At 65.5% G+C, this 12,818-nt stretch carries 11 protein-coding genes; 6 read left to right on the top strand and 5 right to left on the bottom strand.

The window, feature by feature from the left end; all coding sequences use genetic code 11:
* Window positions 1-16: 16 nt before the first annotated feature.
* Window positions 17-1,036, bottom strand: coding sequence for a transporter (locus tag P0Y50_11330; protein ID WEK39135.1), 1,020 nt, complete (start codon window positions 1,034-1,036; stop codon window positions 17-19).
* Window positions 1,037-1,318: 282 nt separating this feature from the next.
* Between P0Y50_11330 and P0Y50_11325 the strand changes: the two genes are divergently transcribed.
* Entirely contained in the window at window positions 1,319-2,242 is a 924-nt protein-coding gene (locus tag P0Y50_11325) for a LysR family transcriptional regulator (GenBank protein WEK39134.1), read from the top strand.
* Here P0Y50_11325 and P0Y50_11320 read toward each other — a convergent pair.
* Window positions 2,239-3,150 (bottom strand): LysR family transcriptional regulator, encoded by a 912-nt coding sequence (locus P0Y50_11320; protein WEK39133.1) that lies wholly within the window; start codon window positions 3,148-3,150, stop codon window positions 2,239-2,241. The genes P0Y50_11325 and P0Y50_11320 overlap by 4 nt on opposite strands.
* A gap of 171 nt (window positions 3,151-3,321) precedes the next feature.
* Here P0Y50_11320 and P0Y50_11315 point away from each other — a divergent pair, with 171 nt between their 5' ends.
* Both P0Y50_11315 and P0Y50_11310 read left to right on the top strand, forming a co-directional pair.
* A complete protein-coding gene (locus P0Y50_11315; protein ID WEK39132.1) occupies window positions 3,322-4,764 on the top strand; it encodes an aldehyde dehydrogenase family protein in 1,443 nt (480 codons plus the stop codon).
* 27 nt (window positions 4,765-4,791) lie between these two features.
* Window positions 4,792-5,538 carry an SDR family oxidoreductase gene (locus P0Y50_11310; protein WEK39131.1) on the top strand — a complete coding sequence of 249 codons (747 nt, stop codon included), beginning with the start codon at window positions 4,792-4,794 and terminating at the stop codon, window positions 5,536-5,538.
* On the opposite strand, the gene P0Y50_11305 is transcribed toward P0Y50_11310, so the two are convergent.
* Window positions 5,535-5,840, bottom strand: a complete 306-nt coding sequence (locus tag P0Y50_11305) for a hypothetical protein (protein WEK41594.1) — start codon at window positions 5,838-5,840, stop codon at window positions 5,535-5,537. The genes P0Y50_11310 and P0Y50_11305 overlap by 4 nt on opposite strands.
* On the opposite strand from P0Y50_11305, the gene P0Y50_11300 reads away from it, so the two are divergent.
* The gene (locus P0Y50_11300; GenBank protein WEK39130.1) at window positions 5,769-7,283 is read left to right on the top strand and encodes a fumarate hydratase; all 1,515 of its coding nucleotides are present in this window, start codon (window positions 5,769-5,771) and stop codon (window positions 7,281-7,283) included. The two genes, P0Y50_11305 and P0Y50_11300, sit on opposite strands and share 72 nt — an antisense overlap.
* Before the next feature lie 34 nt (window positions 7,284-7,317).
* Entirely contained in the window at window positions 7,318-8,910 is a 1,593-nt protein-coding gene (locus P0Y50_11295; protein WEK39129.1) for a CaiB/BaiF CoA-transferase family protein, read from the top strand.
* Between the two features lie 174 nt (window positions 8,911-9,084).
* Here P0Y50_11295 and P0Y50_11290 read toward each other — a convergent pair whose 3' ends face one another.
* Window positions 9,085-9,852: a CoA ester lyase gene (locus tag P0Y50_11290; GenBank protein ID WEK39128.1), complete on the bottom strand. Its 768-nt coding sequence runs from the start codon at window positions 9,850-9,852 to the stop codon at window positions 9,085-9,087.
* A gap of 306 nt (window positions 9,853-10,158) precedes the next feature.
* On the opposite strand from P0Y50_11290, the gene P0Y50_11285 reads away from it, so the two are divergent.
* Window positions 10,159-11,478: an Hsp70 family protein gene (locus P0Y50_11285; protein ID WEK39127.1), complete on the top strand. Its 1,320-nt coding sequence runs from the start codon at window positions 10,159-10,161 to the stop codon at window positions 11,476-11,478.
* A 172-nt stretch (window positions 11,479-11,650) separates the two neighbouring features.
* Here the strand turns inward: P0Y50_11285 and P0Y50_11280 are convergent, their stop codons facing one another.
* A complete protein-coding gene (locus P0Y50_11280) occupies window positions 11,651-12,769 on the bottom strand; it encodes an acyl-CoA dehydrogenase (protein WEK39126.1) in 1,119 nt (372 codons plus the stop codon).
* Window positions 12,770-12,818 lie beyond the last annotated feature (49 nt).

Here is a 12,818-nt window from a genome sequence, read left to right as displayed (position 1 = left end):
TTATGTCTTTGCGCGCTCAGAACACCCGCAACAGGCGAAACTGGACACGGCCGGCCTCCTTGAAGCCGTTCTCGACCGAGAGGTCCCTGCCCGCCTGGCTTAGCAACTGCCATTGCGGACTGAAGGTATGCCGCCATGTCGCGAGGGCCGACAGCGTGCCGGTCTTGTTGTCCTGAGCGACGCCGTTGATCTCGGTTTCGCCGCCGCCGACATACATCAGGCGCAGGTTCGCCTCGTTGGCGTCATCGACCATGTAGCGCGCGAAGGCCTGGACCCGCCATGTAGGGTCCTGTTCAAGCTTTTGGCCGCCAGCATAATCGTCGTTGGAGCCGTACACCATCACGTCTCCGGCGACCTCGCCCACCCAGCGTTCTCCTATCCCCTTGGACCAGACGGCCTGCAGTGAGCCTTTCCATCGGTTTTCACCGGGATTCAGCGCCTTTGCGCCGTCATATTCCCCAGTCGGGACATACACATAGGGGGTGATCCCGAAATAGGATTTGCGAGCAGCGTCTTCGTGCAGCCACAGCGTGCTGACAAGGATCGTGTCGCCCATGCCGCGCGTGCTGCCCAGCGCCGATGTCGATCCGCCCGCATCGATCTCCACGAACGGCAGAAGCACCTGATAGTCGAGGGTCATGCCGCCGACCTTGGTGAAGCCCACGTAACGCGGCATCACGACGCTGACGTCGAGCTTTGCATCGCCGTCGATCTTGTCGCCCTTGGCGTAAAGACCCTTGGCGTGGCTGAATTGGGTGTAGAGCAGACCCAGTTGGGTGCCTGGGGGCGCAGGGACGTAGTCGCCTGCGTCGATGGCTTGAGATGAAGCGCTGGAGCCAAACGCGCCAACGGTCATGATCGACAGCGCCGCTGTCGCAGCCAGACGCAAATATGACTTCGCCATCATCTCGATATCCCTGTATCTGTCGTTTCCGAACGCTCTCTCTGAAGCGGAGCGTTGCTGCCTGATTAGGCCGATCGCGGAGCGAGTAAATCGCCGATGCGGCAATGTTGATTTCGCATTCTGCGAATTCAAAACCAACGCTATCCCAGATTGCAGCCGCCTCGTGCGCCGAGCGTTCGGGGACGGAGGATCGGGATTCACCGGCGACTGCGCCGATGTCTGCTACAAGAGCCCGACGGCGGATCGGCGCGCGGCCCATCTTCGAGATTCTGAGCCCTCTATCGACGAGGACGACATGAGGCGCCCGCCTTCGCCTGAGGGGCCATAACGCCCGATTATCGCGCACGTCGCTCAACCGACTTGCCAGCGACCGGCCGTGCGACCCAATAGGGCGTCACATTGAGGAGTCGTCGCGTGCAGGATCTGGTCAGCTTGCGCCTATTCGTCAGGGCCGCTGAGACCGGAAAGCTGGGCGACGCGGCCAGACAGTCGAATCTCGCCGTCGCCGCGGCGTCGCGCCGGATCACCCATCTCGAAGACCGGCTTGGGGTTCGTCTCTTCTACCGCAGCCGCCACGGCGTCAGCCTGACGCCTGCTGGAGAGGCGCTGCTGCTCGGCGCCCGCGCGCTGCTTGAACAGGCCCGCGCCCTGGACAGCGAGATGGCCGACTACGCCGGCGGATTGAAGGGGCAGGTCAGGGTTCTGGCCAATACGTCGGCGGTCACGCAGTTTCTGCCGTCCGACCTCGCGGCCTATGCGCGATCCGCGCCGGATGTCCGGATCGATCTCGAAGAGGCGTGGAGCTTCGAGGTCGTTGCGGCGGTTCAGACCGATCGCGCCGATCTCGGCGTCATCGTAGAGGGGACCGACGCTCCGGGCCTGGACCTTCTTCCCTACAGGACGGACCGGCTCGCCTTGATGGCTCCATCAGAGGTTTTCGCAGAGGCCGGCGCCCTGGAGGACGCTCCGGTCGCCTTCGCGCGTTTTCTCAAGCACGACTTCGTCGGCCTGCTCGAGGCGACGGCCATCACGCGCCGAATGCAGGCCGAAGCGGCCGCTGAGGAACAGCCCTTTCGCCTCAGAATCCAGGTCCGCAGCTTTGAGGGCGTCTTTCGCATGGTCGAGGCCGGTTTCGGCCTCGGCGTGCTGCCCGAAACTGCAGCGCGACGATTTGCGGCGGGTTCCGGCATCGAGGTTCGTTCCCTCGACGACGCATGGGCTCACCGCCGGATGTTGCTTTGCCTCTCGCCGAAGGCGCGACAGGGCGGATTGGCCCGCGGCGTGGCTGAACTCCTGGCCCGGCGCGCGGCAGAGGCCTGCCCGGATCCTGCGGCCTAGGCGGCCACCTCGATGCGTAAATCCTCGAGGCAACGCAGAAGATGACGGATGGCCGGATTCAACCCGGCGTCAGGAGCCTGGACCAGGCTGAGGGCCGCGACGGGCGGCGTGCCGCTCAACTGGGTGTAAGCCACGCCCGGCGCCTTGATCTGGCGCATCGAGGCCGGGACCAGGGCCACGCCGACGCCTGCAGCGACCAGGTTCACCGTCGAGGCCATCTGCGGGGCTTCCTGTGCGATGCGCGGGCTGAACCCCGATCGCCCGCAGGCCGCGATGATGGCGTCGTACAGAAGCCGGCCATTCGCGCGCGGATAGAGGATGAACGGGTCGCCCGCCAGGTCCGCCAGGGATATCCGGCCTTGGCCGGCTAGACGATGCCTTACCGGCAGCGCCGCCCATAACGGCTCATCGGGAAGGGGCGTGCGACGCAACCCGACCAGTTCGTCGTCCGCCGCTCGCAGAAAGGCCAGATGCAGGTCCCCCGCCCGCAGCGACTCGATGAGCCGCGACGTGGCTTGCTCATGCAGATCAAGCTCGAGATCCGGATAGGCATCCCGGAATCGGCCGATGACGGCTGTGACCAGCGGGTTGAACGACGCCGAACTGGTGAAACCGATCGCGATGCGGCCCAGTTCGCCTCGGGCGGCGCGTCTGGCGACGATCATGGCCTGGTCGGCCGCCTGCAGGGACGCCCGGGCGAAGGGCAGAAAGGCGCGCCCGGCCTCGGTCAGTTCGACGCCTCTGGTGAGGCGGTGGAACAGTCGCGCGCCGATTTCGTCCTCGAGGCGCCGGATTTGCTGGCTCAACGCAGGTTGAGCGATGTCGAGCCGATGGGCCGCGCGGGTGAAATGCAACTCCTCGGCGGCGGCGATGACATAGCGGAGATGCCGAAGATCCATAATCACCATGCATGAGGTTGAGCCATTTGGCTTATTAGACCTTATCGATGTCAGGCGCTACGTCCTCAGACAACGAGAGCCGTGATCGGCGGCCGATGCGCCACGTCAACCTCGCCGTCCCGCGGGGCGTCGGGCGGCCGCGTCGCCGTTCGGTCGGTCGAGGAGAGAGAAGACAAAGCGATGACCCAGGCCTGCAATTTCATCGACGGCGAGTGGCGCGCGTCGACAGGACCCGATCAGATCGACGTCTTGGAGCCCGCGACGGGGGCGATCATCGGCAAGATCGCCGACAGCACGCTGGATGATGTCGACGCGGCCGTGAAGGCGGCTCGCGCGGCGTTCGACGAGGGCCCCTGGGGGCGGACGACAGCGCTGGAACGCGGCCGTCTCCTGCATCGCTTCTCCGAACTGGTTCTCCGCGATATAGACCGCCTCGCCGATTGTGAGGCCCGCGACACAGGCAAGCCCGCGACGGTCGCCCGCAACGACATCGTCGCCCTGGCCCGCTATTTTGAGTTCTATGGCGGGGCCGCCGACAAGCTTCACGGCGAGACCCTGCCCTATCTCGCAGGCTACACCGTGACGGTTACGCCAGAGCCGCATGGCGTGACGGGCCACATACTGCCCTGGAACTACCCCGCCCAGATGTTCGGGCGGACACTGGCTCCGGCTCTGGCCGTCGGCAACGCCGCCGTTCTGAAGCCGGCCGAGGACGCCTGCGCCACCGCCCTCGCGCTCGCGGACCTGATCGTAGAGGCGGGGTTCCCGGCGGGGTCTGTGAACATCATCACCGGACGGGGCGCAGTCTCGGGCGCCGGGCTGGCGTCCCATGAAGGCGTCGACTTCATGTCCTTCACGGGGTCGCCGGAAGTCGGCCAGATCATCCAGAAGCTCTGCGCCGACCACTACATCAGTTGCACGCTCGAACTCGGCGGCAAGTCGCCGCAGATTGTCTTCGCCGACGCTGACTTCGACACAGCCATCCCAGTGATCGTCAAGGCCATCATCCAGAACAGCGGCCAAACCTGTTCCGCAGGCAGCCGGCTGCTCATCGAACGCCGCTCATACGACGAGGTCGTCGATCGCTTGTCGCAGGCGTTCGCCAAGGTGCGCGTCGGGCGCCCGGAAGCCGATCTGGACGCGGGCCCGATCATCACCGCCAAGCAGCAGAAACGCGTCCAGGGCTTCATCGACCGGGCCGTGTCCGCAGGAATCCCGGTCCTGGCCGAAGGCGTCGTCGTCGAGAGCGCGCCAGCCGGCGGCTTCTACGTCAAGCCGACGCTGTTCGGTCCTGCGCCGCGCGATAGCGAGATCGCCCGTGAAGAGGTGTTCGGCCCGGTTCTGGTGGCCCTGCCGTTCGATGACGAGGACGACGCCGTCCGCCTGGCCAACGACACCGACTATGGACTGGTCGCCGCCGTCTGGACGCGGGATGGCGCCCGTCAGATGCGATTGGGCCGAAAGATCCGCACCGGCCAGTTCTTCGTGAACTGCTACGGCGCCGGCGCCGGCATCGAGCTGCCGTTCGGGGGCGCCGGAAAGAGCGGTCATGGTCGCGAGAAAGGGTTCGCGGCCATGTATGATTTCAGCAAGACCAAGACGACCGTGTTCAATCACGGCTGATCCGGCGCATTACAGGTAGGACCAACCATGACCCTCGACAACAAGACCGCCATCGTCACGGGCGCCGCCAGCGGCTTCGGCGAGGCCATCGCCCGCCGCTATGTTGAACACGGCGCCCGCGTGGTGATCGCCGACCTTCATCTCGAAAAGGCGCAGGCCGTCGCCGAAAGCCTTGGAGAAGGTCGGGCGATCGCGGTGCGCGCCGACATCTCACAGCGGGCGGACACCGACGCCCTGATCTCCGCGACCGTCGAGGCGTTCGGCGTGCCGGACATTATCGTCAACAACGCGGGCTTCACCCACAAGAACAGACCGTTGCTCGAGGTCGACGAGGACACGTTTGATCGCGTGTTCGCCGTCAACGTCAAGGCGCTCTATCACATGGTTCACGCTGCGGTGCCGGCGATGCGCGACAATGGCGGAGGCGTCATGCTGAATGTCGGTTCCGTCGCCGGCATTCGCCCCCGGCCCGGCCTGACATGGTACAACGCCTCCAAAGGCGCGGCGAACATGTTGTCCAAGTCGTTGGCGGTCGAACTGGCGCCTTGGAAAATCCGCGTCAACGCCATCTGTCCAGTGATGGGCGTCACCGGCATGCTGGAAGATTTCATGGGCATGGCCGACACCCCGGAAAATCGCGCCAAATTCCTTGGAAGCATCCCCCTGGGCCGCTTCTGCGAACCGGAGGATGTCGCCCAGGCGGCGCTCTATCTCGCGACGGCGGACTACATCACCGGCGTCGAGCTTCCTGTCGATGGAGGTCGAACCGTCTAAAACCCGCCCGAGCGTCTCACCGGGCGGGGGGACTGCTGAACGAGGCTGCGCCGCGTACATACGACGCCTTGATCCTGCAGACGGTCGGCGCCGGCCGCATGGGACGAAGCGATTGACCCGTCCCGCCTGCGCTGGATTAGTCGCGACAGGGGATCGACGAGGCGTCGATCGTCGAGACCTCCCGCCGCCACGAAGATTTCAACCCGCCGCGAGAGGCGCAGGATCACGCCATGCCCGTCATACAGGCCGACGATCTCATCGTCAGCATCGCCGACGCCCTGCAACACATCAGCGTCTTCCATCCCGTGGACTATATTCGGTCCCTGGGCGACGCCTACAGGCTGGAGAAGTCGCCGGCCGCGCGCGACGCCATTGCACAGATTTTGACCAACAGCCGCATGTCCGCTGAGGGCCGGCGTCCGATTTGTCAGGACACCGGCATCGTGACGGTCTTTGTGAAATGGGGTCAGAACTGCACCTTGTCAGGCGACCGCAGTCTTCAGTCGGTGATCGATGAAGGCGTCAGACACGCCTATCTCGCGCCCGACAACCCACTCCGCGCCTCGATTGTCGCCGACCCCGCCTTCACGCGACGCAACACCGGCGACAACACGCCAAGCGTCATTCACGTCGAGCTGGCGCCGGGCGACACGGTCGAGGTTGTCGTCGCGGCCAAGGGCGGCGGCTCCGAGAACAAGGCCAGGTTCAAGATGCTGAACCCGTCCGATTCAATCATCGACTGGGTTCTCGAAACCGTTCCCGCCATGGGCGCTGGATGGTGTCCGCCCGGCATGTTGGGCATCGGCATCGGCGGCACCGCCGAGAAGGCGCTGGTGATGGCCAAGGAATCGCTCATGTCGCCGATCGACATGTCGCAACTGAAGGCCAGAGGCGCGCAGACCCCGATCGAAGCGCTGAGGATCGAACTGCACGACCGGGTCAACGCCCTCGGCATCGGAGCCCAGGGATTGGGCGGGCTCACCACTGTGCTCGACGTCAAGATTTTGGATTGGCCGACCCATGCCGCATCCAAGCCGGTCGCCATGATCCCGAACTGCGCCGCGACCCGACACGCGCATTTCAGGCTCGACGGACGCGGTCCGGCCTATTTGGCTCCGCCCGATCTCGAGGCGTGGCCCGATGTGGCGTGGGCGCCGGATGATCGGGCTCTGCGCATCGATCTGGATACGCTGACGCCTGAGATGATGACCGACTGGAAACCGGGCGACCGGTTGCTGCTGAGCGGCAAGATGCTCACAGGCCGCGACGCCGCTCACAAGCGGATCCAGGAAATGCTGGCGCGGGGCGAGGAGCTTCCGGTGAGCTTCCAGAACCGCGTGATCTATTACGTCGGTCCGGTCGATCCGGTAGGCGACGAGGTCGTAGGTCCTGCCGGGCCGACGACCGCAACTCGAATGGACAAATTCACCGATATGATGCTCGGCCTCGGCCTGACGGCCATGGTGGGCAAGGCTGAACGCGGACCGGAAGCGATCGCGTCGATCAAGGCGCACGGCCGAGCCTATTTATCAGCCGTCGGCGGAGCGGCCTATTTGGTCGCGCGCGCCATTCGGGAAAGCCGCGTCGTGGCTTTCGAGGATCTCGGCATGGAGGCTATCTACGAATTCGAGGTGCGCGACATGCCGGTGACTGTCGCCGTGACGCCAAAGGGCGAGAGCATCCACGTCCTGGGCCCCGCGCAATGGAAGCGCCCTGTCATCACCCTGCCCTCGCCCGCAGTTTGAGCGCGCCCGAGTTGTCGCGGCATGCGCCAGGCCCGTGGCGGCTGAGGTGGTCCGCCACCATCATGACAGGCGTCTTCTTTTCGCAATACGCGAATCCATCCTTGCCGCATCGGCGATTTACATCGTCCCGGCCGATCTTACCGTCGTCTGTAAAAGGGCTGCCGGAAGCGCTGTCAGAGACGCAGACCGGAACAGTGGCCAGGAAAGTGACTTTCATGATCTGCCTCGCATCAGCCGCCCTTCGCGGCTTCGTACAGGGCGCTTGCGCGTCGAATCTTGCCTCTCGCCTGCAAAGCGCCCTCTGGGTTCAATATCCCTTGGTCAACCGGATTGCGGCTGCGCGGGTCGGCGCCGTGGACGCGCCTGCCTTCCTCCTCCCCGACCTCGTGACGTCGAGGGGGCGGATGATCAAAGGGCCGACGACATCGGTCCATTCCATCAACGCTGGAGCACGCCGATCATGAGACCGCTTGAAGGCATCACCGTCGTCTCGCTCGAACACGCAATCGCGGCGCCCTTCTGCACCCGACAGCTTGCCGACCTCGGCGCGCGAGTGATCAAGATCGAACGCCCCGGCGCCGGCGACTTCGCTCGTGGGTACGACGAGCGGGTTCGCGGGCAGGCGTCACACTTCGTATGGACCAATCGCTCCAAAGAGAGCCTGGCCTTGGATATCAAGACCCCTGAGGGACACGGCGTTCTGATGGCCCTGCTGAGCAAGGCCGATGTCCTGATCCAGAACCTCGCGCCCGGCGCTGCGGATCGTCTCGGTCTGGACTATGCGGCGCTGGAGACGCAATTCCCTCAACTGATCGTATGCGGGATTTCGGGCTATGGACCCGACGGCCCCTACAGGGACAAAAAGGCATATGATCTGCTGATTCAGAGCGAGGGCGGCTTCCTGTCCGTTACCGGGAACGGCGACGCCCCGGCGAAGGCCGGCTGCTCGATCGCCGACATCGCCGCCGGCATGTACGCCTATACCAATATCCTCGCGGCCCTGTTCGCGCGCCAGCAGACCGGCAAAGGCCGCCGCATCGACGTGTCCATGCTTGAATGCATGGTCGAATGGATGAGCTTCCCGCTGTACTACGCCTTCGAGGGCGCAGAGCCGCCTGCCCGCGTCGGCGCTGCGCACGCAACAATCTTCCCCTACGGTCCCTTCAGGGCGGGGGATGGCGCTATGGTCATGCTGGGCGTTCAGAACGACCGTGAGTGGACGGCCTTCTGCGATGTCGCGCTCAAACGGCCGGAACTGGCGGAAGACGAGCGTTTCGCCCGCAATTCCGGTCGACATGCGCATCGTGATCTGTTGACCCGCCTGATTGAGGAGGCTTTCGCCGGCTCCACAGCGGAAGAGGTCATCGGCCTCTTGGACAGGGCGGGGGTCGCCAATGCGCGCGTCAACGACATGAAGCAGGTCTGGAACCATCCCCAACTGCAAGCCCGAAATCGCTGGACCTCCGTCGAGACGCCCGGCGGCCCGATTCCAGCCTTGCTGCCGCCCGGCCAGTCTGCGGCGGACAACCCCCGAATGGACGCCGTCCCATCGGTGGGCCAACACAATGAGGCGATCCTACGCGAACTCGGACTGTGGTCCGAGACCGCACGTACCGACGCCGCCTGACCTTGTCGACCGGCGCATCGGGCTGATGGGTGGTCTTCGGTGTGGGATCGCGGCTAGGGAATCCGGCGAGCGTCACGGCCTGCGTGCATCGCGTTTGATACGGACCCCCATGCGGCGCGAGACGTGGCCGGGGTCGTAAAGTGCGACCACAGCGTCCGCCGATACATCGATCCGCTACGACGTCGACGTTCTGATCCGCGCGAGAAGCCGAAGCGCGCGTTCGCGAACCGGCCGGTCGATCATCTCACCGTCCAGGGCTGCGACACTCTCGCCCAAGCCCACGACACGCTGCGCCCAGGCGAGTTCTTCGCTGCTCGGCGCGAAGCCCTGTTCGACCCAGGTCACCTGGGCGGGATGAATACAAAGCTTGGCGCTGAAACCCAGGCCCCGCACGCGCCGCGTTGTTTCGGTCAGACGCGTGGCGTTTCGGAAGTCCGCCAGCACGCCATCGATCGGCGGCGCGAGACCAGCTAGACGCGAGGCGAGCGTCAGCCTCAGTCTGAAGCCGTCCAGCGCCTCGTCGGGGGCGTCAAGCCCGAGATCGAGCGAGAGATCGATCGACCCGAAGGCGAGACGCACGACCCCTGGGGTGGCCGCGATTGCATTCGCAGCATTGAGGCCCGCGGCGGTTTCAATCAGGGCGATGATCGGCTTGCCCGTTCGATGGCCGATCGCTGCCAGCCGTTCGGGGTGTTCGGCCTTCGGCGCCATGATGGCGTCAAGGCTCGGCGCGATGCAGGACGCAACGTCCGCCTCATGCCAAGGGGTATCGGCGGCATTGATGCGAACCACGCCTCGGCGCCCCGTCTCAAACCATTTGGCGGCGCAGTCACGCGCCGTGTCCTTCATATCCGCCGCGACCGCATCCTCGAGATCGATGATGACCTGACCCGACCCGCTGGCCTCGGCCTTGCCGAAGCGCTCGGGCCGATCGCCCGGCACGAACAGAAAACTGGCGGCCTCTGCGACGGGAACGAGGGCTGAAGTCCTGGACATCGACGTTCCTGGTCAAAAATCACGCGTTGCACATTACAGGCGTTGCGGCGCACTTCTGCGACCAGGCTGGAGATGCATCAATCCTAGCGACGTCCACATCCTATAACCTTCGCTTATGAAGCGACCGTTCGTATCGATCGCAACGCGTTGCGCGAGCGCCATTCGCGCCGGTTCATTCTCATGTTCTGCTCTTAATCCTTGCGTCTGCGCGCCCGGACGTTAGGAACCGGCTCCCCTTCCAGGAGCGCGGCCATGACGGCGATGACACCGACGACCATCGGCATCGACTTCGGCACGACCAATACGGTCGTGGCGTTGAGCGATGGGGACGGCGTGGCGCATCTGGCGACCTTCGATGCGGTGGAGGGTCGGACGACCACCTTCCGGTCGGCGCTCAGCTTCCAGACCCATCCCAGCGTCGACGGCCAGCCGCCCGAACGGGTGGTCGAGGCCGGACCCTGGGCCATCGCCGCCTATGTCGAGGACCCGTTGGAGACGCGGTTCATCCAGTCCTTCAAGACCTTCGCCGCCAGCGCCGCCTTCACCGAAACCCGCATCGACAACCGGCGATACGCCTTCGAGGATCTGCTGGCGGCCTTCCTGTTGCGGCTGCGCCACCACGCGGGCGAGGCGCTTGACGCCATGCCGCCGGCGGTGATCGTCGGTCGTCCGGTCACCTTCGCGGGCGGCAATCCCGACGAGGCTCTGGCGCTGGGCCGTTATCAGACGGCGTTTCAGCGGCTGGGCTTCACCGACATCCGCTACGCGCACGAGCCGGTGGGCGCGGCCTTCTATTTCGCGCGCCAGCTGACGCAGGACGCCACGGTCCTGGTCGCCGACTTCGGCGGCGGTACCAGCGACTTCTCGATCATCCGGTTCGAGCGGACAGACGATGGCTTGCGTTCGACGCCCCTGGCCCGGTCGGGCGTGGGTGTGGCCGGCGACGCCTTCGACTATCGGATCATCGATCAGCTGGTGTCGCCCGAACTGGGCAAGGGCGGCCTCTACAGCTCGGTCGGCAAGCAGTTGCCGATCCCTCAACGCTACTATTCCGCCTTCGCCCGCTGGGACCAGTTGGCCCTGCTACGCGCATCGCGGGACATGCGCGACATCCGGGCGCTGGCCCGCACGGCGCTGGAGCCGGAGAAGATCGAACGCCTGATCGAGGTGCTGGACGACAACCACGGCCACGACCTGTATCGCGCCGTTTCGGCCCTGAAGATGGCCCTGTCCGCCAGCGAGACGGCGACCTTCCATTTCCACGCGGGCGACGTCCATATCGAAAAGCCGGTCGCACGCGCCGAGTTCGAGGGCTGGATCGCGCCGGAACTGGCCGCCATCGAAGGGGCGGTGGATCAGGCGATGGACCGCGCGGGCCTGGCGCCGGACGGGATCGACCGCGTCTTCCTGACCGGCGGCACCTCCTTTGTGCCAGCGGTGCGCGCCATCTTCCAGAACCGTTTCGGCCAGGACCGGATCGAAACCGGCGGCGAGTTCGAGTCCATCGCCGCGGGCCTGGCCCTGATCGGACGCGAACCCGACCTGGACCTGTGGAGCGAAAAGGTCGGTTAGATCAAAAACGAGTCCTCTTTCATCGTCATTCCGGGGCTGAGCGCAGCGAAGAACCCGAAAGCCAGGGCCGCGTCACTAATCTTACCGCGTCAGGCGTCGGTGATGTACCCCTGGGTTCCGGGTTCATCCTACGGACGCCCCGGAATGACGGCGTCTTCGGCGAGAACCGAACCTAGAACCCCTGCGCCCGCGCCAAGCGTTCGGCGTGGAATCCGGCGTCGCCCAGCAGTTCGTTCAGCACCCGCACCCGCTTCATGAACAGGCTGACGTCGAACTCGTCGGTCATGCCGACGCCGCCGTGCATCTGAACCGCCTCCTGCACCGCCAGTTCGGCGACGCGGCCGGCCTTGGCCTTTGCGATCGAGGCGGCCAGAGACGCATTCTCGCGCCCCTCGTCGATGGCCAGTTGCGCACCCAGCGTCGCCGCCCGCGCCAGCTCCAGTTCGGAAAACAGATGCGCCGCCCGGTGCTGCAACGCCTGGAACTCGCCGATCAGCTTGCCGAACTGCTTGCGGGTCCGCAGATAGTCCATCGTGATCTTGAACGCCTGATCGCCCGCCCCGGTTAGGGTCGAGGCCGCGCAGGCCCGCCCTAGCGTCAGGGCGCCGTCCAGCAGCGCCCCGCCCTGCCCCACGTCGCCGATCACCGCATCGGCGTCGACCGCAACGTCGCTCAGGGTGATGCGCGCTGCATTATGGGCGTCCACCATGGCCGTGCGTTCGACCGTGACACCCGCCGTCGCCGGATCGACCAGGAACAGGGTCACCCCCTCCTCGGCCCTGGCGACCACGATCAGGGCGTCCGCCACATGGCCGTCCAGCACGAAGCCCTTGGCCCCGTTCAGCCTGAAGCCGTTTCCGGCGCGCTCAGCCTGCGTCGCGATGCGCGACGGTGCGTGTTTGGCGCCTTCGTCGACGGCCAGGGCCAGGATCGCCTCGCCCGCCGCGATCCGAGGCAGCCAGGCCTGCTGCGCCTCCGATCCGCCGTCGATCAGCACCTTGGCCGACAGGACCGACGATCCCATGAAGGGCGACGGCGTCAAGGTCCGCCCCAGGCTCTCGGCGATCACCCCGGCCTCGACGGCGCCCAGCCCCATGCCGCCCATCGCCTCGGGGATTATGACGCCGGCGAAACCCATTTCGCCGAACGCCCGCCACAGGTCGCGCGACACGCCATCGGGATCGCCCTCGTCCCGCAGCTTGCGCAGATGTGAAATCGGCGCCTGTTCGTTCAGAAAGCCGTCGGCGGCGTCCCGCAGCATCATCTGTTCTTCGGTCAGGATCAGGGGCATTTCGGTTACCGTTCTTTCCTCGTCATCCTCGGGCTTGACCCGAGGATCG

It is taken from the genome of Candidatus Brevundimonas colombiensis (assembly GCA_029202665.1).
In the GTDB taxonomy this organism is placed as follows: Bacteria; Pseudomonadota; Alphaproteobacteria; order Caulobacterales; family Caulobacteraceae; genus Brevundimonas; species Brevundimonas colombiensis.
The sequence above is the reverse complement of the archived record's forward strand: the minus strand, read 5'-3'. Positions and strand labels throughout refer to the sequence as shown.